Annotated in this window: 16 protein-coding genes; 10 read left to right on the top strand and 6 right to left on the bottom strand. The window is 73.9% G+C overall.

What is annotated here, in order from left to right:
* Positions 1–225: 225 nt before the first annotated feature.
* The 5 genes from CW362_RS13455 to CW362_RS13435 all read left to right on the top strand — a co-directional run bounded on the left by CW362_RS13455 (position 226) and on the right by CW362_RS13435 (position 5,642).
* Positions 226–618, top strand: a complete 393-nt coding sequence (locus CW362_RS13455) for an ankyrin repeat domain-containing protein (RefSeq protein ID WP_103549670.1) — start codon at positions 226–228, stop codon at positions 616–618.
* Positions 619–918: 300 nt separating this feature from the next.
* Positions 919–2,337 carry a hypothetical protein gene (locus tag CW362_RS13450; RefSeq protein ID WP_103549728.1) on the top strand — a complete coding sequence of 473 codons (1,419 nt, stop codon included), beginning with the start codon at positions 919–921 and terminating at the stop codon, positions 2,335–2,337.
* 139 nt (positions 2,338–2,476) lie between these two features.
* Positions 2,477–3,640 (top strand): glycosyltransferase family 4 protein, encoded by a 1,164-nt coding sequence (locus CW362_RS13445; protein ID WP_103549669.1) that lies wholly within the window; start codon positions 2,477–2,479, stop codon positions 3,638–3,640.
* Complete coding sequence (locus tag CW362_RS13440; RefSeq protein WP_103549668.1) at positions 3,637–4,791, top strand: glycosyltransferase; 1,155 nt, start codon at positions 3,637–3,639, stop codon at positions 4,789–4,791. Before CW362_RS13445 ends, CW362_RS13440 begins: the two co-directional genes overlap by 4 nt.
* Complete coding sequence (locus tag CW362_RS13435) at positions 4,788–5,642, top strand: SGNH/GDSL hydrolase family protein (RefSeq protein WP_103549667.1); 855 nt, start codon at positions 4,788–4,790, stop codon at positions 5,640–5,642. Before CW362_RS13440 ends, CW362_RS13435 begins: the two co-directional genes overlap by 4 nt.
* 95 nt (positions 5,643–5,737) lie before the next feature.
* Here CW362_RS13435 and CW362_RS13430 read toward each other — a convergent pair whose 3' ends face one another.
* From CW362_RS13430 to CW362_RS13410, 5 genes are read right to left on the bottom strand one after another with little or no spacing between them, the layout of a single operon-like run.
* Positions 5,738–6,607 carry a 5-oxoprolinase subunit C family protein gene (locus CW362_RS13430; protein WP_103549666.1) on the bottom strand — a complete coding sequence of 290 codons (870 nt, stop codon included), beginning with the start codon at positions 6,605–6,607 and terminating at the stop codon, positions 5,738–5,740.
* On the bottom strand, positions 6,604–7,221 hold the full coding sequence (locus CW362_RS13425; RefSeq protein WP_103549665.1) for a 5-oxoprolinase subunit B family protein: 618 nt from the start codon (positions 7,219–7,221) through the stop codon (positions 6,604–6,606). Before CW362_RS13425 ends, CW362_RS13430 begins: the two co-directional genes overlap by 4 nt.
* Positions 7,218–7,976: a LamB/YcsF family protein gene (locus tag CW362_RS13420; protein WP_103549664.1), complete on the bottom strand. Its 759-nt coding sequence runs from the start codon at positions 7,974–7,976 to the stop codon at positions 7,218–7,220. Before CW362_RS13420 ends, CW362_RS13425 begins: the two co-directional genes overlap by 4 nt.
* Positions 7,977–8,005: 29 nt before the next feature.
* Entirely contained in the window at positions 8,006–8,803 is a 798-nt protein-coding gene (locus CW362_RS13415) for a putative hydro-lyase (protein ID WP_240657777.1), read from the bottom strand.
* A 53-nt stretch (positions 8,804–8,856) separates the two neighbouring features.
* Entirely contained in the window at positions 8,857–10,176 is a 1,320-nt protein-coding gene (locus CW362_RS13410) for an MFS transporter (protein WP_103549662.1), read from the bottom strand.
* 293 nt (positions 10,177–10,469) lie between these two features.
* On the opposite strand from CW362_RS13410, the gene CW362_RS13405 reads away from it, so the two are divergent.
* The 4 genes from CW362_RS13405 (at position 10,470) to CW362_RS13390 (ending at position 18,906) form a co-directional block, all read left to right on the top strand.
* Positions 10,470–11,174 carry a GntR family transcriptional regulator gene (locus CW362_RS13405; protein WP_103549661.1) on the top strand — a complete coding sequence of 235 codons (705 nt, stop codon included), beginning with the start codon at positions 10,470–10,472 and terminating at the stop codon, positions 11,172–11,174.
* Positions 11,175–11,626: 452 nt separating this feature from the next.
* Positions 11,627–13,144, top strand: a complete 1,518-nt coding sequence (locus CW362_RS13400) for a hypothetical protein (RefSeq protein WP_103549660.1) — start codon at positions 11,627–11,629, stop codon at positions 13,142–13,144.
* A gap of 172 nt (positions 13,145–13,316) precedes the next feature.
* The gene (locus CW362_RS13395) at positions 13,317–14,195 is read left to right on the top strand and encodes a hypothetical protein (RefSeq protein WP_103549659.1); all 879 of its coding nucleotides are present in this window, start codon (positions 13,317–13,319) and stop codon (positions 14,193–14,195) included.
* Between the two features lie 79 nt (positions 14,196–14,274).
* On the top strand, positions 14,275–18,906 hold the full coding sequence (locus CW362_RS13390) for a hypothetical protein (RefSeq protein ID WP_103549658.1): 4,632 nt from the start codon (positions 14,275–14,277) through the stop codon (positions 18,904–18,906).
* 550 nt (positions 18,907–19,456) lie between these two features.
* Here the strand turns inward: CW362_RS13390 and CW362_RS13385 are convergent.
* The gene (locus CW362_RS13385) at positions 19,457–20,110 is read right to left on the bottom strand and encodes a hypothetical protein (protein WP_240657774.1); all 654 of its coding nucleotides are present in this window, start codon (positions 20,108–20,110) and stop codon (positions 19,457–19,459) included.
* A gap of 406 nt (positions 20,111–20,516) precedes the next feature.
* On the opposite strand from CW362_RS13385, the gene CW362_RS13380 reads away from it, so the two are divergent.
* Positions 20,517–23,286, top strand: a 2,770-nt coding sequence (locus CW362_RS13380; protein WP_103549727.1) for a sensor histidine kinase, incomplete at its 3' end; no start/stop codon positions are given.

Here is a 23,286-nt window from a genome sequence, read left to right as displayed (position 1 = left end):
AGTTGTTCCAGGATCACAGCATGTATCCATACGATAAAAGGTGCAACTGGGTGAAAAACGCCGGATTTCATCCATGTGACGGAGCCGTCTTGCGCCGCCTGAGCTGCTCCGTTGCGCTCGATGCGCATTTTGTGATCTTTGCAGCGGAGGATGCCTGTCGTGCGCCGCCGGAGCCAGTACCCTGTCGATTCACCCGAACGGTTGCAGTGAGAGGCGGTCCGGCCGATGAGCGAAGCCCCCGACCCCGAGGTCGTGGAGCTCGCGACCAAGATCTTCGATCTGGCGCGACGCGGCGAGACGGAGACGCTCGTGGCGTATGTCGACGCGGGTGTTCCGGCCGACCTCACCAACGACCGCGGGGACTCGCTCGTGATGCTCGCCGCCTACCACGGTCACGCCGGGGCGGTCGGCGCGCTGCTGGAGCGCGGCGCCGAGGCCGACCGCGTCAACGACCGGGGCCAGACCCCCCTCGCCGGAGCCGTCTTCAAGGGCGAGGAGGCCGTCATCCGGGTCCTCCTGGCCGCCGGCGCCGATCCGGCCGCGGGTACTCCCTCGGCCGTCGACACGGCACGCATGTTCGCCAAGACGGACCTGCTCGAATTGTTCGGCACATCATGAATCGAACGCTCTGACCAGGCGATACGCGGGAAAAAAGGGAGGCGGAACGGGGCCGCCGGAAATACGGTCGCGGCAGGAAGAACGGCCGGGTCATCATGACGACGTGATTCACGGACGCGATGGCTGGGCAGGAGTTGCCGCACCGCGCGGGCCGTGACTCGGCCCGCATGGGCCACCGACGAGAGGCAGAGGAAGATGGTCTACAGCAAGCAAGAGACGGCGGGCGCCCCGACGTGTTGTCACGCGGCCAGGTAATGCAGGATCCCGGTTGCGTCGACGCTTGATGTGAGGCTGTTTCCCATGTTCGATCCGGTCATAGCGCCCAGCGGTACGCTGCTCGGCCTCCTCCAGAGGGGCCGCGGCGACGGCACGCTGCACGCGCTCACCGCACCGCGGGCCGAAGCGCTCGCGGCACTGGACCACTGTGTCCTCAGGGACCCCCGCCACGACTGGCAGGTGGAGAACCGCTCCCTGTACTACGCCCGTCTCTACCTCGACCTGAACGGTGAACTCGACGAGATCGAGCGTCACCTCTTCGACGCCGAGGACATCCTCGACGACTGCGAGTCACGCACGGGGCTCGCCCTCGCCGTCCTCGGGCACCTCGCCTCGTACGGCAGGCGTGACGCGCTCGCGCTGCTGCGCAGGTACGCCGCGGTCGGCTCCAACTGGGCCTGGGCCCTCGACGAGCTGGCCCTGCGCGACGACGACGCGGGCCTGCGCGCCCTCGCCGCCCCCGTGCTCGCCCGGTTCCCCGCCGACCCGGACGGCGAGGCCGCCCTCGCCGCCGCCGTGCGCGACGCCTTCGAGCCACGGCCGTGGCGGCTGTGGGCCGACGACTCCCGTGAGTCCGTCGCTCGCCGCGTGCGTGCCGCTCAGGAGGCCGGGTCCTTCGACCGCTGGCAGCGCCAGATGCGGCCGTCGGGACCCCGTCCCGGGTGGAGCGTCGGCGCCGTCTTCGAGTGGGCCCAGCAGGGCGTCGAGCGCGGGGCCGCACTGCACGTCCCGGCCGCCCGCTGCCTGACCGCCGTCGCCGGACCGGAGGACCGCCCCGAGATCGTCGAGGCCGCCCGCCACGGCTCGGACGGCGCGCGCTGCACGGCCCTGCGCTATCTGGCCGACGGCAACGATCCGGACGCCCTCGACCTCGTCGAGTCGGCCGTCGCGGACGGGTCGGCGGCCGTCGTCGAAGCCGCCGTCGACGCCTTCGAACGGATGCGGAGCGTCGCCGCCGTCGACCGGGCGCGGGGCTGGGCGCACCGGCCCGACGCCCTCGGTGCCGCCGCCGGCCGCGTGCTCGCCTGCCGGGGTGGTACGCAGGACCGCGATCTCGTCCTGGCGGCCCTGCGCGAGGCGGTACGGGGCGAGGGCCCCGACGCGCCGACCCTGTGGACCCTCGTCGACGGCACCGGACGGCTCGGCATCGCCTGCGCCGCCCCCGTGCTGCGGCACGTCTACCGGGAGACCGCGTCGTCGCACCTGCGTCAGCGCGCCGCCCGCGCCCTGGCCGCCACCGACCCCTCCTTCCCCGCGGGCTTCGCCGTCGAGTGCCTCTGGGACTGCGAGGAGACCACCCGGGAGATCGCCGCCCGGCACGCCGAGACCGGTGACGCGCGCGTGGTGGACCAGCTGCGCCGGCTGGCGGCGGATCCGGCCGAGGAGGCCGAAGTCCAGACAGCGGTACGGAGCAGGATCGGGCCCGACATGCCGGCCGTATGAACGTTCGGTGACCCGTGAGTCAGGAGCGCGTGGACGGGGGTCGGCCTGCTCAGGGGCGGAGAGCAACGCTCACGGGACGTTCATCGTTCGCATAGATCCACGTTGACGCGGCCACGTCCAATGCGGCGAGAACACCCGTATGCGTGTCGTCATCGTGACCGAATCCTTTCCCCCCGATGTGAACGGCGTGGCCCACTGCGCGCTCCAGACCGCCCGGCACCTCGTCGACCGCGGTCACACTCCCCTCGTCGTCGCCCCGGCCGCCTCGCCCAGGTTCTCGGCCTCCCCCGACCAGGGAGGCACCCCCACCGGGAACGGGCCCGACGCCCTCGCGCCGTGCCCGGTCGTCCGCGTCCCCTCCATCCCGCTCCCGGGCTACCCCCAGGTCCGCGTCGCCCTCCCCAGCCGACGCGTCGCCGCGGCCATCACCGAACACCGCGCCGACATCGTCCACCTGGCCAGCCCCTTCGTCCTCGGCGTCCGCGGCATGGCGGCCGCCTCCCGGCTCGGCATCCCCGCCGTGGCCGTCTACCAGACCGACCTCGCCGGATACGCCCGCACGTACATCAGCGCGGGTGAGGCCACCGCGTGGCGGCGCATCCGCTCGGTGCACGCCGCGGCCGACCGGACGCTCGCCCCCTCCAGCGCGGCCCTGCGCGACCTGGAGGCGCACGGCGTGCCCCGGGTACGGCTGTGGGCCCGCGGTGTCGACACGGTCCGCTTCCACCCCGACCGCCGCGACGAGGCGCTGCGCCGCGAACTGGCGCCGAACGGCGAGCTGATCGTCGGCTACGTCGGCCGGCTCGCTCCCGAGAAGCAGGTCGAACTGCTCTCCGGCGTCTGCGGACTGGACGGCGTCCGCGTCGTCGTGGTCGGCGACGGCCCCAGCGAGACCACCCTGCGCGGCGCGCTCCCCGGCGCGGTCTTCCTCGGCCGGCGCACCGGCGACGAACTCGCCCGGATCTTCGCCTCGCTGGACGTCTTCGCGCACACCGGCCCCTTCGAGACCTTCTGCCAGACCGTGCAGGAGGCCATGGCCGGCGGGGTGCCCGTCGTCGCCCCCGCCGCGGGCGGACCGCTCGACCTGGTCGCCCACGGGCGCACCGGACTGCTGGTCCCGCCGCGCGACGGCGACGCCGTACGGGACGCGGTGCGCGTCCTCGCCGCCGACCCCGCGCTGCGAGCGGCCTACGGCGCCGCCGGCCGTGCCATGGTCGAGGGCCGCACCTGGGCCGCGGTGGGCGACCAGCTCATCGGCCACTACGAGGACGTGCTCTCCGCGCGGAAGCCGGTGGCGGCATGAGCCTGCGCATCGTACGGCTCGCCAACTTCGTCGCCCCCGCCTCCGGAGGGCTGCGCACCGCGCTGCGGGAGCTGGGCACCGGTTACCTGGCCGCCGGTCACGAACCGGTCCTCGTCGTACCCGGCGCGCGCGCGAGCGACCGCGACACCGGGCAGGGACGGGTGATCACGCTGCCCGGCCCGCTGCTGCCCGGCACCGGCGGCTACCGCGTCCTCACCGACAGGCGGAGGGTCGCCCGGCTCCTGGAGTCGCTCGCCCCCGACCGCCTGGAGGTCTCCGACCGCACGACCCTGCGCTGGACCGGGGTCTGGGCACGACGGGCCCGGGTGCCCGCGGTGATGGTCTCCCACGAGACCGCCGACGGCGTCCTGCGGACCTGGGGACTGTCCGAGGCGATGGCCCGGCGGACCGCCGACGCCCTCAACGTCCGTACCGCGCACACCTACGCACGCGTGGTGTGCACCACGGAGTTCGCCGAGCGCGAGTTCGTGCGGATCGGCGCCCGCAACGTCGTACGCGCCCCCCTGGGCGTCGACCTGGTGGGCCGGCACCCGGCCCTGCGCGACCCGGCGCTGCGCGCCCGCCACGCGCGCGCGGACCAGGTCCTGCTCGTCATGTGCTCCCGCCTCTCGGTGGAGAAGCGCCCCGGCACGGCGCTCGACGCGCTGGAGGCGCTGCTGCGGCGCGGTGAGCGGGCCGTGCTCGTCGTCGCCGGGGACGGACCGCTCAGGCCCCGGCTCGAACAGCGCGCCCGGGAACGGAGGCTGCCCGTCACCTTCCTCGGGCACGTCGCCGACCGCGCCCTGCTCGGTTCGCTCCAGGCCTCGGCGGACGTGTGCCTGGCACCCGGGCCCGCGGAGACCTTCGGGCTCGCCGCCCTGGAGGCCATGGCCTGCGGGACCCCCGTCGTCGCCAGCGCGCACTCCGCCCTGCCGGAGATCGTCGGCTCCGCCGGAGCCACCGCCGCCGACAGCGGGGACTCCTTCGCGGACGCGGTACGGCTGCTGCTCGGCCGCGCCGAGAGCGAGCGCAGGCAGGCCGCACGCGCGCGTGCCGAGTGCTTCGGCTGGGACGCCGCCGTGACGGGCTTCCTCGCCGCGCACGACGCGGTGGCCGTGCCGCGGCCGCGTCTCCAGGAGGGCGTGGCATGAGACCGGTGCGGTTCGTCGCCCTCGGGGACTCCCTCACCGAAGGAGTGGGCGACCCCGTCGGGGACCGGTGGCGGGGGTGGGCCGAACTCCTCGCCCCCGGGCTCGCCCCGGCGGACGCGCCCGTGGACTTCACCAACCTCGCGGTCAGCGGGGCACAGACACGGGACGTCCTCGAACGGCAGACCCCGGCGGCGCTCGCCCTGGAACCCGACGTCGTCTCCGTCGTGATCGGCGTCAACGACACCCTGCGGTACACCTTCGACATCCATGCGGTGGCCGAACGGCTCGACACGGTGTACGCGGCGTTCCGCGCGCGGGACACGACCGTGCTGACCGCCTGCCTCCCGGACCCCGGCTCGATGCTGGGGTTGCCGGGAGCCCTGGCCCGTCCGCTGGCCCGGCGTCAGCACGCGGTCAACGCCGTGGTGCACGCGCTCTCGAAGCGGCACGGGGCGATGCATCTGCACGCGGCGGAGGAGGAGTGGATCGAGGACCGTTCCGTGTGGAGCGCCGACCGGCTGCATCCGGGGGAGCTGGGGCACCGTCAACTGGCCCTGCGCTTCCACGCGCTGCTCACCGAGGAGGGCCTCGCCGCCGGGACCGGCCCCTCGGCCGAGGCCGAATTCCCCGCGCCGACCCGCTCCGCGAGCCTGTTGTGGCTGGCCACGGCGGGAACGGGCTGGGTGGCCCGGCGCTGCACGGACCTGCTGCCCCAACTGCTCACCCTCGCCGCGTCCGAGGTGCGCCACCGGGCCCGGGGCACCAGCGCCCGCCTCGACCTGAGTGCCTCGCACGCCGTCGCGTCCGCCCTGGCGGCCCTGTCCGTGCCGGAACGGCCGGACGTGGCCTGACGGGCGGGTGCGGCCCGGTGGACGGCCGGACGCGTGAGGCGGGCACCGGCCGCACGGGCCGGTGCTTCCTCCGCGAGTGCCCGCCCGCGTCGGCGTCAGCGGCGGCGTACGGCCACGAAGCGCACCGGGGTCCCCGGGACCGCCTGGGCGGCCGCCGGGAGGTCGCCGGGACGGACGACCGCGATCACCGGGTAGCCCCCGGTGGTCGGATGGTCGGCGAGGAAGACGACCGGCCTGCCGTCGGGGGGCACCTGGACGGCACCCAGCACCATGCCCTCACTGGGGAGTTCGCCGGACACGCTCCTCTCCAGCGACGGCCCCTCCGTGCGCAGGCCGATGCGGTTGCTCGCCGCCGACACCCGGTAGGCGCGCGTCGTGAGCGTCCGCAGGGCCGGCCCGGTGAACCAGTCGTCGCGCGGGCCGAGGGTCACGCGCAGAACCAGTTCGGCGGGCGGCGCGCGGTGCGCGGCGACGTCCACGCGCGCGTGAAGGACGCCGGGACCGCCCAGGGGAAGTACCGCGCCGTCCGCCAGGGGCGGGGGGCCGAGCCCCGAGAGGAGGTCGGTCGAGCGGCTGCCGAGCACCGGATCGACCGCCACGCCGCCGGACACGGCCACGTAGCTCCGCAGCCCCGCGCGCGCGGGACCGACGTCCAGGAGCGCCCCCGCGGGCACCCGGACGGGAGCCCCCCAGGCGGCCGGGCGGCCGTCCACCCTCACCGAACAGGGCGCTCCGGTCACCGCCACCGTGACCGTCGAACGGGGCCGCAGGGCACAGCCGTCGACCGTCGTCTCCAGCACGGCGGCCTCCACGGGGTTGGCGACGAGCCGGTTGGCCAGTGCCGCCGCGGGCGCGTCGAGCGCTCCGGAACGCGGTACGCCGAGGTGGGCGTGCCCCGTCCGCCCCTGGTCCTGGACGGTTGTCAGGGCCCCGGCCCGCACCACCGCGAGGGCCCGGTCGCTCATGGACGTCCCTCCGGCACGAAACGCACCCGCGCGCCGGGCGCCAGCAGCGCGGCCGGCACGCGCGCGTGGTCCCACAGCACCGCGTCCGTCGTGCCGATCAGCTGCCAGCCGCCCGGCGAACTGCGCGGGTACACACCGGTGTACGGGCCCGCGAGCGCCACGGATCCCGCGGGCACCGCCGTCCGCGGGGTCGCCCGGCGCGGCACGTCGTACCGCTCCGGCAGCCCCGTGAGGTAGCCGAAGCCGGGCGCGAACCCGCAGAACGCGACCCGGAACCCGGCCGCCGCGTGGATCTCCGGCACATCACGCACCGCCACCCCCCAGAAGGCCGCCACGTCCGCCAGGTCGGGGCCGTCGTACCGTACCGGGATCTCGACGGTGTCCTCCACGCGCGCGTTCAGCGGGGGGATCTCCCAGCCGGGCAGCGACTCCGCGAGCCGGACGGGGTCGTCCAGTCCGTCCAGGAGCACCGTGCGGGCCGCCGGGACGATCTCCCGCACGGTGAGCGATCCCTCCGCGCGGCGCCGCACCAGTTCGGCGTGCAGCGCCTGGGCGGCCTCTCCCGAGGAGACCTCGACGAGCAGCGCCCGGTCACCGACGGGCAGGGCCCTCACGCGAACGCCTCCACGCGCACGCCCGCCGATTCCAGCCGGGCCCGCACCCGACGGGCCAGCCCGACCGCCCCCGGTGTGTCCCCGTGCAGGCACAGCGAGCGCGCCCGGACCGGAACGCGCTCCCCGGAGAGGGAGACGACCTCCCCGGAGCACGCCAGTCCCAGGGAGCGTTCGACCACGGCATCGGCCTCCGCGATCACCGCGCCCTCCTGGGACCGCGGCACCAGAGTGCCCTCCCCGGTGTACGCGCGGTCCGCGAACGCCTCGGCGACGACGGGCAGTCCGGCCCGTTCGGCGGTCTTCAGGAAGCGCGAGGACGGCAGGCCGAGCACCGGCAGCCCCGCGCCCGCGAGCAGGACGCCGTCGACGACCGCCGCCGCCTGTTCCTCGTCGTGCACGACGCGGTTGTAGAGCGCGCCGTGCGGTTTCACGTACGCCACCCGCGAGCCCGCCGCGCGCGCGAAGACCTCCAGGGCGCCGATCTGGTAGGCCACCTCGGCCGTCAGCTCGCCGGGCGGCACGTCCATCGCCCGCCGCCCGAACCCCGCCAGGTCACGGTAGGAGACCTGGGCGCCGATCCGTACGCCCCGCTCCGCCGCCAGCTCGCACACCCGCCGCATGGTGGCCGCGTCCCCGGCGTGGAAGCCGCAGGCCACGTTGGCGCTGGTCACGACGGACAGCAGCTGCTCGTCGTCGGTCAGCCGCCAGCGGCCGAAGCCCTCGCCGAGATCGGCGTTGAGATCGATGGGGGTCATGGGCTGCCGTTCCTCCTCCTCCGGCCCGTTCAGGCCACTCGGTACTGCTCGTCGCGGGTGTCGGTGATGAACATCCGGCCGGGCGCGTGGGTGATCGCGAACGGCGGACGGGACGCCATCACCGCGGCCTGGGGTGTCACTCCGCAGGCCCAGAACACCGGGATGTCGTCCGGGGCGGCGACCACCGGATCGCCGAAATCGGGGCGTGCCAGATCCTCGATGCCCAGCCCCGACGGATCGCCGCAGTGCACCGGGGAGCCGTGCACGGCGGGCAGCAGACTGCTCTCCCGGATCGCCGTGCTCAGGTGCTCGGGCGGCACCGGGCGCATCGAGACGACCATCGGCCCGCTCAGCCGGCCCGCCGGGCGGCACTGACGCGCCGTCACGTACATCGAGACGTTGCGGCCCTGCTCGATGTGGCGCATCGGGACGCCCGCGGAGCTCAGCGCCCACTCGAAGGTGAAGCTGCATCCGATCAGGAACGACACCAGGTCCGGGCGCCAGTGGTCGACGACGTCCGTGGGCTCGGCGACCAGCTCGCCGTGCTCCCACACCCGGTAGCCCGGCAGGTCGGTGCGCAGATCGGCGCCCCCGGCGAGCACGGTGGTCCAGGAACCGGCGTCGGTGACGTCGAGGACGGGACACGGTTTGGGGTTGCGCTGGCAGAACAGCAGCATCTCGTACGCCCAGTCGGCCGGTACCGAGACGAGGTTGGCCTGGGCGTGGCCCGCGGCGATTCCGGCGGTGGGGACCGACAGCCCCGAACGGAACCGCCGACGGGCTCTCGCGGGGGTCCACGCGTGCGCGCGGGCGAGGGGCGTCAGCAGGCCGGGCGAGCCGTCTTCGGGGAGGGCGGGCGGGCGGACCTGGACGGTGTCGTTCACAGGAGCTCCTTGCCACGGGTCTCGGGGAGTCCGGTCAGGGCGAGTGCGGCGAGCGCGTAGCCGATCGCGCCGAAGACCAGCGCTCCGCCCACGCCCCAGCTGTCGGCCAGGAAGCCGACCGTGGTGGGGAAGGCCGCGCCGACGGCGCGCCCGGTGTTGTACGCGAAGCCCTGTCCCGTGCCCCGTACCGCCACCGGGTACAGCTCGCTGAGGAACGAGCCGAAGCCGCTGAAGATCGCCGACATGCAGAAGCCGAGGGGGAAACCGAGCACCAGGAGAAGGGTGTCGGCGCCGCTCGGGATGTTCGCGTACGCGAGGATGCAGGCCGCGGAGAGGACCGCGAACAGCAGGATGTTGTGCTTGCGGCCCAGTCTGTCGGTGAGGAGACCGCCGGTGAGGTAGCCGAGGAAGGCTCCGGAGATCAGGAGCGTCAGATAGCCGCCGGTGCCGACGACGGACAGTCCGCGCTCCGTCTTCAGATAGGTGGGCACCCAGGTGGCCAGCGTGTAGTAGCCGCCCTGGACACCGGTGGAGAGCAGGACCGCGAAGAACGTGGTGCGCAGCAGGCCCGGGGTCTGCGCCGTGCCGGGCCTGAAGAGCGCGGTGAACGACCCCTTGTCCGCGCTCTTCTCACGGACCGCGGCCGCTTCGGGGGCGTCCCGCACCTCGCGCCGCACCCAGACCACGAGCAGCGCGGGCAGCGCGCCGGTCCAGAACATCACGCGCCAGGCGAGGCCGTCGTCGAGGTACTGGAAGACCAGTGTGTAGACGGCCACCGCCAGGCCCCAGCCGACGGCCCAGGCACTCTGGACCGCGCCGAGCGTGCGCCCCCGGTGGCGCGGGCTCGCGTACTCGGCGACCAGGACGGCGCCGACCGCCCACTCGCCGCCGAAGCCGAGGCCCTGGAGGGCGCGGAACACCAGCAGGGTCTCGTAGTTCGGCGCGAAACCGCAGGCCACGGTGAACACCGCGTAGGTGACGACCGTGATCATCAGCGCCTTGACGCGTCCGATCCGGTCCGCGACCACGCCCGCGAGCGCGCCGCCGACCGCGGACACGACCAGCGTGACGGTGGTGAACAGGCCGGTCTGACCGCTGTCGAGGCCGAAGTACGCCGCGAGGGCGACCATGCTCAGCGGCAGGGTGAAGTAGTCGTACGAGTCGAGGCCGTAGCCGCCGAACGCGCCGCCGAAGGCGCGCCGGCCCCGCGGGCCGAGTGCGCGCAGCCAGCCGAACGCGCCCTCCCGGGCGGCGGGTTCACCCGTGGCGGGTGTGGTGCCGGGGGTCAGGGCCTGGGGTGGAGGGGTCGTGCTCATGGGCACCTCGCAGTGAGAGACGAAGAGTGCGTGAGGACTGAGCCGAGCCGTGCGGAAGCCTTGGGGCGCTTGGCAGTTCGGGGTGGTGCGAAGCGGTGCGCGGAGTGCTGTGTGTCGTGGTGCGACATCCCGTGCGCGTGCGGTGGTGCGAAATCTTGTGCGCGTGCGGTGGTGCGACGGACCGCGCGCACCCGGTGGTGCGGAGAGCGCCTGCCCGACAAGGTAGAGGATCGTTGAACGATCCCTCAATACCCGTGTTGTTTCGTTCCGGGGTCTGCGGTTGAATTCCGGGCATGGCGGAGCTCACGGAACTGGCCGACGATCGCGCCCTGTTGGGCCGCACCAGCACTGCCGAGCGGGTCTCGGACATCCTCAGGAGCCGGATCGCGGAGGGTTTCTTCCCGCCCGGGACGCGGCTGTCGGAGGACAGCATCGGCGGTGCCCTCGGGGTCTCGCGCAACACGCTGCGGGAGGCGTTCCGGCTGCTCACGCACGAGCGGCTGCTGGTGCACGAACTCAATCGCGGGGTCTTCGTGCGGGTGCTCACCGTCGAGGACGTCGAGGACATCTACCGCACCCGGTCCCTCGTCGAGTGCGCCGTGGTCCGTGGACTCGGCAGTCCGCCGTACGCCGTGGAAGGGATCGGCAAGGCCGTCTCCGACGGGCAGCGGGCCGCGCGCGAAGGTGACTGGAAAGGAGTGTCGACCGCCAACATCCACTTCCACCGCGAGCTGGTCGCGCTCGCCGGCAGCGCCCGCACCGACGAGGTGATGCGCAGCGTCTTCGCGGAGCTGCGTCTGGCCTTCCACGTCGTGGACGACCCCCAGCGGCTCCACGAGCCCTACCTCGCGCGCAACCACGAGATCCTCCAGACCCTCCGGGCGGGCGACCGGGACGGCGCGGAGCGCCTCCTCGCGGCCTACCTCGACGACTCGCTCCGGGGCCTGGTCGAGGTGTACGCGCGCCGGGTGGCCGACGGGGGGCAGGGCACGGCCTGACGGACGGACGGGCGTGCGTGCCGTGCGGGCCGGCGTGTGACGTCGGCCATGAGGGCGGGCGCCGTGGCGGCGGACGCCCGGGACCGGTGCCGCGCCTTCGGCCACGGAGGCGGGTGTCATGGCGCCGCCACTGGGACGGACGCCGTGGCGTCGGTCACGCGGAGCGGGTGTGCGCGTGACTGCCCGCGCCGGGGGAGCCACCGCGGGCTCCGGCCGGGGCGGGGTCCTCCTCAGGCGTCGCGGGGCCGGGCCGTGAGGGCTCGAGACGGGTGTGGCGGCCCGGTGGCGGGGCGCTGGGTCGGTCGGCGGTTCACGGGCCGGTGGGTCGGCGGGGTCGGGGCCGGGCGGGCCGGCGGGTCGGAGCAGGGCCGGCGGGTTGTGGCGCGGTCGTGACGGCGGTCGCTTCTGCGCGGTTTCGGCCGTTGTCGGACCGAGGATTTAGTCTGTTCACCGTGACTTCGCCTGCATCGACGGACAGCGTTCCGCCCCAGCTCAGCGCGGGACCGCGCCCGGCGCCGGGCCCGGCCGCCGACGAGGGCCTGGCGCGGCGGCTGCGCGCGCTCGCCTGCACCGCGCCGCTGCACGACCTGGACATGCGCAAGGCGAACCTCGCGGGCGAGTACACGGTGTACGGCATGGCCGAGGTCGCCCTCGCGGCCATCGATCTCGTCACATTGAACATGGACTTCGACACGGGCGCCGACCACGAGCAGATAGTGGCCAGGCTCGTCCCGCGCATCGCCGCCCAGGCCCCCGCCCGCCCGGTCGCCGAGCACGAGCGCGTGGCCCGCTGGGTCCTGGAGAACCTGATCAACGTCGGCAGCGTCGACCGGGGCTTCAGGGCGGTGTACGGCACCTTCGCCCCCGACGGCACCTATGTGCGCCGGGACTACGACTTCAAGCTGATCGAGGAAGTGCCGGGCTACGGGGGAAGCGTCTACCTCCGTACGACCGACGAAGCGGTCAACGTCCTCGTCGGCGCCCTCGACACCGATGTCACCAGCGCGCAGATCGCCGCCGAGGTCAAGCTGGAGGTCCTGATCAGCCGCGGCCGGCTGGCCGACGCGCAGCTCGCCGCCGAGCAGGCCCGCTACCGCACCGTGCAGTACGCGGAGACCCTGCGCAAGGCCCTCGACGCCACCCGGCGCAACGTCCGGGCCGTCGACTGGCTCCAGGCCGTGCCCGACATGATCGCCGAGGCACTGGACCACGTGGCCGACCGGTACCGCCACGAGAACGCGATCCTCACCAACATCCGCAAGGCCCGTGACGAGTCCGAGGACCCCGAGCAGAAGCGGCGCGCCGCCGAGCTCGTCGACATCGTCAAGGACTGCATCCGCCGGCACACCCAGCTCCAGTCCCGCCTCCTCGAGGCCGGCCCCCTCTTCCGCGCCGAGCAGGACCGGCAGGCCTTCGGGACCCCCATGACGACCTCGGGGATCGATCTCTACGGCCATCTGGTCGCGCCGGTACTGCCCCTGCCGGTGGAGCGGGCGCTGCGCGTCACCGACGCCTTCTTCAAGCGCGGGACGGGCCTGCGCACCCCCGTCGCCGTGCGGGTCGCGGACCTCGTCGACATCCTGCTGACACCGCCGCTGGAGCGCGAGCACCTCGGCGCGGAGATGCCCGAGCCCGACCTGATCGCCACACCGGACGACAGCCGCTTCAGCGAGGAGCAGCTGGCCGCGGCCAAGGAGCTGCTGAACCTTCCCCCCGACGCGCCGCGACGGCTGTCCGGGCTGCTCGCGGAGGCCCGCCGCCACGATCCCGAGCTGCCCTACCTGGTGGCACTCCTGGCGGTGCACGCCGCGAGTCCGCCGGTCGGCACCGCCTACCGGCAGGGCGAGGAGCGCCTGCTGTTCGCCGTGGACGACGGGACCGAGCTGGACGACCCGGAATTCGGCGGGGCCGATCTGATCGTGGGGATGGCCCTGCTCGACGCGGCCGGGATGAAGGCGGACCGGGCATGAACCCTCCGCCGCGAGAAACCGGACACCGCGGGGCGCCCCGGACCCCCGCGTCCGGCGCCACCGGCCGCGCCCGTCCGGGGAGACCGCACCCCTTCGGTCCGCGAGCCCCGCGCGGGGCGCCCGCCCCCGCCCGTGCACGTACCCTCGTACTTTCGAACAAGGAGCCCCAGCCGTGACCGAGCACGTCGAGTGGAGTGAACCGGAGGCCACCGCCGCACCGGCGAACGCCCCCGTCACCCCTGCCGACGCCGCCGACGCGGCGCGGCTCGTCGCCTTCGGGCTACAGCCCAAACTGCAGCCCGCGCGCGACCAGGAGTACACCGAGCTGCTGCGCCGCTACCGCGAGGACCCGCCCTTCGCGCGGCTCGCCGACGCGGTCGCCGCCGGCCTCGGGCTCGTCGTCCTGGAGGTGTCCCCGCGCGCGGGGATGGCGGTGACCGCCGCCGAGGACTCGGTCTTCGCCGTCCGCATGGGCGACTACGCGCGCCGCGCCTCGACCGACTCCGGGGACCGGTTCCTGCACGGACTCGCCCACCTCGCCGTGGCCGCCCTGGCCTTCCCGCGCCCCGAGGACCTCGCCGACGACGGATACATCGGGCGCGTCTCGGTCAACGGCGTCGACGCCTTCGTACGACAGGCCTGCCGGCGCCTGGAGGAGCGGGCCGAGGAGACCGGCGAGAACACCGACCCGGCGACCGACGCGCCCGGACTGGAGGCGGCCTGGCGGATCTGGGCACGGCGCAGCTCCACCGGGGCCACCAAGGACGCGCGCAGACTGGCCGGCTCGACGACGGGCATCATCGCCAAGGCCGTCGCCTTCCTCACCGACTCCGGGTTCCTCCAGCGCACCGGGGACGACGCCGGCGGGACCTACCGGACGACGGCCCGCTACCAACTCCAGGTCCGCGACATGGCGGGCAGCGCGGCCATGGCCGAACTGCTGGAGCTGGGCATCGTCCCGGTGACGGACGGCACGGCGACACTGCTGCCCGCCGAGGACGCCGACGACCTGGAGCTCGTGGCCGGCGCCGGACTGCCGTTCCACTCCTGACGGCCCCGCCCTCCCCGTCCCCCCCCCACGACCTCCCGTTCCACGATCTCCCGCTTTTCGACTACGAGAGTCCGCCGCCATGTACGAGCTGTCCCGGGTCCGCCTCTACTCCATCGGGCCCGCCGGTGCGCGTTACGCCGACACCGTGCTGGACCTGCGCGGAGTCGGCGAACCCGTACTCGACCCCGCGCCCACCCAGGCGGAGTTCTTCGAGGAGGAGCCGGTCGGCCCGCCGCGCCGCCCCGCGCCCGCCGGTGTGCTCTTCCTGGAGAACGGCGGCGGCAAGTCCGTGCTGCTCAAGCTGATCTTCTCGGTCATGCTCCCCGGCCACCGCAACACCCTGGGCGGCGCCAGCTCCGGCGTGCTGCGCAAGTTCCTGCTCGCCGACGACTGCGGTCACGTCGCGCTGGAGTGGCAGCACACGCTGACCGGCGAGTGCGTGGTCGTCGGCAAGGCGAGCGAGTGGCGGGGGCGCCAGGTCTCCAACGACCCGCGGAAGTTCGCCGAGGCCTGGTACTCGTTCCGGCCGGGCCCCGGGCTCAGCCTGGACAACCTGCCCGTCGCCGAGGCCACTTCGGTGCGGCCGCCCGTCGAGGGTGCCTCCGGAGCACAGGGGCGGCGGCGCACGATGAAGGGCTTCCGCGACGCGATCACCGAGGCGGGCAAGGCCTACCCGCACCTGGAGGTGCACTGGGAGGAGATCCACGACCGCTGGAACGAGCACCTCGGCGACCTGGGCCTCGACCCCGAACTCTTCCGCTACCAGCGGGAGATGAACGCCGACGAGGGCGAGGCCGCCGGCCTCTTCGCGGTCAAGAAGGACTCCGACTTCACCGATCTGCTGCTGCGCGCGGTCACCGACACCCGCGACACCGACGGGCTCGCCGACCTGGTCAGCGGCTTCGGCAACAAGCTGGGGCGACGCGCCGAACTCATCGCCGAGCGCGACTTCACCGCCGGTTCCGTGGATCTGCTCGGCCGGATCGTCGACGCCGCCGGGGCGCGGGCACGCGCGCGTGACGTCCACACCGGCGCCGAGCGGCGCACCAGGACCCTGGCACGGCGGCTGTCCGCGCGGGCCGTGCAGGAGCGCGTGCGCGCCGGTGAGCTGGCCCAGCGCGTGACCGCCGCCGCGTACGCCGTCACCCACGCCGAGGGCGCCCGCGAGCGCAGCGCGCTGATCGCCGCCGAACTCGCCTACCGGCACGCCTCGCTGGCCCTCGCCGGAGCGGAGAAGTCGGCCGCGGCGCAGAAGCGTGAGCTCGCCGACGCACGCACCCTGCACGCGGCCTGGCAGGCCGCCGAGGCCGTGCTGCGCCACCGCGCCGCCGCGGACCGCTCCACCCGCGTCGCCGACGCGATCCGTGAGGCCGAACGGGACGCCGCCCCCGCGCTCGCGGCCCGGGCCACGGCCGCCGTCGACCTCGTCCGCGCGCTGCACCGGGCCGCCGAGGGCGCCGAGTCGCTCGCCAACGAGGAGGAGGAGCGCTCCGCCGGCCTCCTGGAGGCCGGCGAGACGGCGTACGCCGACTCGACTGCCGCCGCCACCGCCGCGCAGCGTGCCCGCAGCGAGATCGGACACCTGCGCCAGCGGCTGGCCGAGGTCGAGCAGGAGACCGCCGAGGCGGTCCGGGCGGGCTGGCTCGACGACAGCGCCCCCGACGCCGACCCGGCCCGGGCCGCGCTCGCCGCCAGCGACGCGGAGAAGAGCGCCGTCGCCGCCTGGGACACCGCGCGCGAGGTCTCGCGGCGCGCCGCCGATCAGGCGCGGGAGGCGGCGTCCGCTGAGTCCCGCGCCGAGCTGACGGCCGCCCGCGCGGCGGACGCGGCGACAGCCGCCGAGCGGGCGCACGAAGCGGAGCGGCGCACGGCCGAGGCGCTGGCGGAGGAGGAACGGCTCGCGGAGCTGCTGAGCCTGCCGGGCACCGACACCCGCCGCGGTGTTCCGCAACCGCACCGTGACGAGGAGTCCGACGGCCCGGCCGGTTCGCCGGGCGTGCCGCTGGCTCCCGAAGAGCTCGACCGGTACGCCGACGAACTGCGCGGACTGCTCGACGAAGGGGTCGCCGCCGCCGAGCGCCAGCTCTTCGAACTGCGCACCGCGGCGGCCGACGACGCGCGGATCCTCGGGGCGCTCGGCGACGGCGGGCTGCTGCCGCCCGGCCCCGACGTCCTCGCCGCCGTCGAGTACCTCGGTGAGCACGGCATCCCCGCACTGCCCGGCTGGCGCTACCTCGCGCAGGCCGTCGACCCCGTCGACCACGCGCGCGTACTGGCCGCCCGGCCCGAACTCGTCGACGGCGTGATCATCACCGACCCCGACACCCACGTGCGGGCCCGCGAGGTCCTCGGCGACGCGGCGCTGCTGCCGCGCTCTACGGTGGCGGTCGGCACCGCCGCCGCGCTGCTCGCCCCCACCCCGGCCGCCGGCGCGGACGACGGCGGTGTCTTCCTCGTGCCGCCGAACCCCGCCATGCACGACGAACACGCGGCGGACGAGGAGCGCCAGGCGCTGCGGGCCCGGACGGTCCTGCGGGACGAGGAGATCCGCACCCTCGCCGCCCGCCTCGGCAAGGACCGGGAGCTGGCCGCGCGCCTCGCCTCCTGGCGCACCGGCTGCCCCGCCGGGCGGCTCGCCGAGCTGGCCGCGGCCGCCCGCGACGCCCGCGTGTTCGCGGAGGAGACCGAGGCCGAGCTGGCCGAGGCCCGCACCGTCCGGGCGGAGGCCGAGGAGACGGCGGCCGAAGCCGCCCACGTGCGCGACGAGCGGCAGGAAGCCGCGCAGAAGGCCCGGCGCGCCGCCGACGCGCTCGCCGGACTCGCCTTCCGGCTGCGCGAACGCGCCGGATGGCAGGTCAAACTCCGCGAACTCGCCGACGAGGCGGCGGAGTCGGAGGCCCGCGCCCAGGTGTGCCTGGAGCGCGCCCGCGCCGCCGACGAGGACCGCCGTGGCGCCCAGCGCGCCGCCGACGACGCCCGCCGCACGGCCCGCGCGCTGCGCGCCGAACGCGCGGAGATCGCGGGCGCCCCCGACGACGTGACACAGGACGGGCCGGCGGTGGCCAAGGCCTCGCTGCCCGCCCTGCGCGAGGCCTACCGGGCCGCGTCGCAGCTCTACGAGAAGGTCGGCGTGGGCGCCGACCTGCGAGCGGAGCAGGCACGGGCCGAGAGCGACGAGACCGCGGCCCTCGCGGAGCTGGACCGGCTTAGCAACAAGGTCCGTACCCGCGCCGAGCAGCTCCTGGAATCACCCGACGGCTCGGACGGTCCCTCCCGCCAGGCGGCCGCGGCACGGGCCGAGGAGCTGGTGCAGCTCCTGGAGACCCGGATGTCGACCGCGAGCGAACAGCTCGGGCGGCTGCGCGGCGAGGCCGAGCGGCACGCGCCCGAGGAGGGCGAGGCCCACACCGAGCTGGCCGAGGAACTGGTCCCGGGCGACGCCGAGCAGGCCCAGGCGCTGCTGCGCACCGCCACGACCGAACTCGTCTCCCGCACCGAGGCGTTGAACCACGCCCGTGAGGCACACGCGGAGTTCCTCGACGCCCACCGCTCCGCCGAGGACGCGGCCGGCGGCTTCGACGAGGTCGCCGCGCTCCTCAGGGACCTGCTCCGCGACCACGTCGACGAGGAGCAGGACGAGCCCGAGCCCTACCCCGGCACCCTCGAAGAGGCGCGGAACTCCGCCGCCGAGAGCCGCCGTTCGCTGCGCGGCTGCGCCACCGACCTGTCCACGGCCGAGGCTGCGGTCCGCGAGGCGAGCGACATCCTCGTACGCCACGCCAACTCCACGCGCTACGAGCAGGTGCGCACCCCCGCCCGGCAGCAGATCCGCGAGCTGCCCGCCTCCTCGCTGCCCGAGCACGCGCAGAAGTGGGCGGACGCCTTCGCGCCCCGGCTGCGGGTGCTGACCGACGAACTGGCGCAACTGGAACGCAACCGGGACTCGATCGTGGACCGGCTGCGCGGGCTCGTCGAGTCCTCCCTCGCCACCCTTCGCTCCGCCCAGCGGCTGTCCCGGCTGCCGGAGGGACTGGGGGAGTGGTCCGGGCAGGAATTCCTGCGCATCCGCTTCGAGGAACCCGACCAGGCCACCCTCACCGAGCGGCTCGGCGAGGTGGTGGACGAGGCCACCCGCGCGGCGGTCAAGAAGAACTCCGACATGCGGCGCGACGGCATGTCGTTGCTGCTGCGCGGAGTCAGCGCCGCGCTCCAGCCCAAGGGCGTCGCCGTCGAGATCCTCAAGCCGGACGCCGTACTGCGCGCCGAGCGCGTCCCCGTCGGGCAGATGGGCGACGTGTTCTCCGGAGGCCAGCTGCTCACCGCGGCCATCGCGCTGTACTGCACGATGGCCGCACTGCGCAGCAACGACCGCGGCCGCGACAAGCACCGGCACGCCGGCACCCTGTTCCTCGACAACCCCATCGGGCGCGCCAACGCGACGTATCTGCTGGAGCTCCAGCGGGCCGTCTCGGACGCGCTGGGCGTTCAGCTCCTTTACACCACCGGCCTGTTCGACACGACCGCGCTCGCCGAGTTCCCCCTCGTCATCCGGTTGCGCAACGACGCCGACCTTCGCGCCGGGCTGAAGTACATCAGCGTGGAGGAGCACCTGCGGCCGGGGCTGCCGCGCGAGGCGGCCGCCGGGGAGGCCGTGCACACCGAGATCACCGCGACCCGGATGTTCAAGCGCCCGGCGCCGGTCGCCTCGTAGCGATCGAGCAGCGGGGGACCGCGTGCCGTCAGCAGCCGGCCGCGTGGTTCCCCGCCCTCCTCGCGGTGCGCTCGTCCACGTGGTCCGGTGACGAATCGCCGAACCACATGAACGTCTCCCGGCACGGACACCGGAGTGAAACTGTCCGACGGCCGCTCCCCGCCCGCCGAAGTCGTGATAACCGGCATCGGCGGGCGGGGAGCGGCACTGCTTCGCGTCGGCCAGCCGGTTCGGGATCTGCCGACAGCGACAGCGACAGCGACAGCGACAGCGACAGCGCGCTGCGCGCAGCGTGAGGGTGCTTGTGCGGTCGGCCCCAGGCGTCGTCGCCCTCGGCGGTCCTGCCCAGGTCGGCAATGCACCCGTACCGGACACGGGACCTGTACCACCGGGGCACCCCCACGTCATGGTCCGGGAGTTGCCCGCCCGCCGAACCGTGGTGACTTCGCTGTCCCCGCACGGCGACAGGAACCGGACACGGTCCGGCGGGCGAGGGAGCCGCCGAAGACGGCCGGTCGAAGGACCGGGGCGGCGAGGGCCGCCGCTCCGTTCACGAGTGCGACAACTGCCCGGCCCCGCCCTGCCTGCGTATCCGCTCCTGGGCCCGCGCCGTGATCCGTGCCTGGCGCCTGGCCTTGCGGCGCTCGCGCCGCAGTGCCCGCGCCGTGCTGCTGGGAACCGACACCACGCCGTTCCGCTGGTTCCAGACCTGCCGTGTCACCCAGACGTCCAGGGCGGCCCATGTGGCGACGACCGTGCTGGCCACGCTGCTGATGACCATCGGGAAAGCCAGCCAGGACTCCGCCACCGTGCACAGGAAGGCCACCACGGCCTGTATCAGCGTGACCGAGATGACGAGCACCGCGCGCACGGCGGACGTACGCACCGGGTCGGGCAGCCGACGCCTCCGTGCAGGCTCCTCGATCCACAACGGCCGGTAGTACGCCCGCTCCTCGTGGTCCTCGTGTCCGTTCGTGGCAGCGCCCTTCTCCTCGACTCGGCCACCCTTGTCCTGGGTGGGGTCCTGGAGGTCCGCCTTGCCGAGCCCGTCCGCCGCGGACCCCGCGTCCGGACGGCCGTGTTCCGCTGTCGGGACGCCCTCGTCCCGTGTCCGGGTGGCCGGTTGTACCGCCTTCCGTGTCGCGATCTCAGCAGCGGGTGACCCGCTCCGCTCCGCCGTGCCCATCAACTTGTCACTCCCCACCGCCCAGCAGTCCTCTCGCACGGGTGTCTTCGCGACCCCCGCCCCCCAGTGGCTGCCCGGCTTGCGTTCTTTTACGCCGACTGAGAGCGGCATGCGGCGCCTGTGGCCGATTCCGCCCTCAATTCCCGTACATACAGACGAACGACCTGCGCCGAAGATTCCCGTCGAGCGAAGAATTTCAGCCAACCGACGAAGTTTCCCACTCCGATGGGATCCGGCCCCAAGTGCCGGATCCAGGGGAACAATCTCCCCCAATGAACGGACAACTCCCCATGTCTCGTTCCCTGTCGAGCCGGGGCCACGCCCGGACGGGTCTTCGAGTTACCTCCGCGTCAGTAGTAGGCTCACGCCGTTTGTTGACGCACATGTGTGCCCCCGGCCGGAGGGGGTCGAGCTGGGGGAGGCCATGCGCTTTCGCGGGAAGTCCATCCGCCGGAAGATTGTGGCGCTGCTCCTCGTGCCCCTGGTGTCGTTGACGGCGATCTGGGCTTTCGCGACGGTACTGACGGGGCGTGAAGCCGGTCAGCTCTTCAGCGTCTCGGAGATCGTCAAGAAGATCGGTCATCCGACCGAGGACACTGTCAGGGTCCTCCAGCAGGAACGCCGTCGGACGCTGGTCTATCTGGCCGACCCCCGCGCGTCCGACGGGCTCGCGGCGCTCAAGCGCAGCCGCGGTGCCACGGACCTCGTCCTGGCGAGGGTCCGCAGGAACGCCAGGGACAAGAGCGTGCGGGAGGAACTGGGCGAGGGCACCGCGGAGCGCCTCACCTCCCTCATCGACGCGGTCGACGGGATCTCCTCGCTGCGCGACGGCGTCGAGGACGGCACCATCAACCGCGCCCAGGCGCTCGGCCTCTACGACCGCCTGATCGATCCCTGCTACGTCCTGCTGGCCAACCTCCACGTCGTCGACGACGTGGAGGTGGACAAAGAGGGCCGCGCCCTCGTCAACGTCTCCCGCGCCCGGGAGCTGCTCTCCCGTGAGGACGCCCTCCTCGGCTCCGCGCTGGTCGCCGGTCGCATCACCCGGGACGAACTCCGCGACGTCTCCGACCTCGTGGCCCAGCGCACCCTGCTGTACGAGATCAGCCTGCCGTCGCTGCCCTCGTCGGACCGCGAGCGCTTCGAGCGCTACTGGAGGAACGCCGGTACCGGACCGCTGCGCGCGGCGGAGCAGGCCGTCGCCGCCTCCACGGCCGGCTCGCCGAGCGGTGTCACCGCGAAGAGCTGGGACGGCGCGGCCGGACATGTGCTCGCCGAACTCGGTCAGCTCGAGGACCGGGCGGGCGACCACCACCGGGACCGGATCAGGCCGGTGGCCATGGGCGTCATCCTCCAGGCCGTCGGCGCGGGCGTGGTGGGTCTGATCGCCCTGCTGATCTCGCTCGTCATGTCCGTACGCATCGGCCGGAGTCTCATCCGTGACCTGCGGCGGCTGCGCACGGAGGCCCACGAGGCGTCCGGCGTGCGGCTGCCCAGCGTCATGCGCCGGCTCTCCGCGGGCGAGCAGGTCGACGTCGAGACCGAGGTGCCGCGCCTGGAGTACGACAGGAACGAGATAGGCGAGGTCGGCCAGGCCCTCAACACCCTTCAGCGGGCCGCCGTCGAGGCGGCCGTCAAGCAGTCCGAACTGCGCGAGGGCGTCTCCGAGGTCTTCGTCAATCTCGCCCGCCGCAGTCAGGTGCTGCTCCACAAACAGCTCACCCTCCTCGACACCATGGAACGCAGGACCGAGGACACCGACGAACTGGCCGACCTGTTCCGCCTCGACCACCTGACCACCCGAATGCGCCGCCATGCCGAGGGACTGGTCATCCTGTCCGGCGCGGCGCCGTCCCGGCAGTGGCGCAAGCCGGTCCAGCTCATGGACATCGTGCGCGCCGCCGTCGCCGAGGTCGAGGACTACGAACGCGTCGAGGTGCGCCGGCTGCCGCGTGTCGCGGTCACGGGCCCCGCCGTCGCCGACGTCACCCATCTCGTGGCCGAACTCCTCGAGAACGCAACGGTGTTCTCGCCCCCGCACACGGCCGTCCACGTCGTCGGCGAGCGCGTCGCCAACGGCTTCACCCTGGAGATCCACGACCGCGGCCTCGGCATGACCGCCGAGGCACTGCTCGACGCCAACCTGCGGCTCGCCGAGACCCCCGAGTTCGAACTCTCCGACACCGACCGGCTCGGTCTCTTCGTGGTCAGCCGGCTCGCCCAGCGGCAGAACGTCCGCGTCTCGCTGCAGCCTTCCCCGTACGGCGGCACCACCGCAGTTGTCTTCATGCCGGACGCCCTGCTCAGCGACGACGTCCCGGACACCAACGGCATCGGATTCCGCCTCGACCGCACCCTGCCCGCCAAGGAGCGCAAGACCGGGGAACGCCGCGGCCCGACACTCACCGAATCGTCGGCGCGGCTTCCGGGCCTGCCCGCCTCGGTCCTGGACGGCCCCGTCGAGCTGGACGAGCCCGTCGACCTGGACACGCTCACCGGATTCCCCGGTGCTCTCGGCGACGACGACAGCGAACGCGGAGGACTGTTCCGCCCGCGGCGCTCCATCGCCGGGGTTCCCGCGGGGCGGTACCAGCGGACCGGCGACGGCGACGACACCGCCCGCCCGGGCGACGACGACCGTCCGGACACCGCTCCCGTCCCGTTGCCGCGCCGCCGGGCACCCAAGCTCGTCAGCTCCCACGGCCGTCCCGTCACCCGGACCGGGGCGTGGCGCGAACAGACGGACGAGACCACGGCCCAGGACCTCGAATCGGCACGGGACCCGGAGCCGGGAGAGAACGCGGAACACCGGAAACGCCGGATGCCCGAACTCGAAGGCATGAAGCCCCTGCCCGAGCGGCGCGGCGAGCGATCCGCGGCCTCGGCCCGGAGCGGCGGCGAACGCCCCGGCGCCTCCGGTCCGCGTGGGGGCGCCCGAACACCCGGAAGGCCCGCTCTTCACGAGGCACCAGAACCTCCCGGTACGCCCGGTCTCCGTGCGGGCACCACCGGCCGTCCGGACGTCCAGGGCCCCCATGACGCCCCAGCCCTGCCCCGGCGCACCCGCACCACCGCGTCCGCCGGGAGACCGGACGACACGACTTCCCGCCGCGACACGGCGGCGGGACAGCCGGAACCGGGTACGGCACCGCTGCCCCGGCGCGTCCGGCAGGCGAATCTGGCTCCGCAGCTGA

Origin of the sequence: Streptomyces populi (assembly GCF_002911015.1) — a bacterium.
GTDB classification, from domain to species: Bacteria; Actinomycetota; Actinomycetes; order Streptomycetales; family Streptomycetaceae; genus Streptomyces; species Streptomyces populi.
This window is presented reverse-complemented; position numbering and strand designations above follow the sequence as displayed.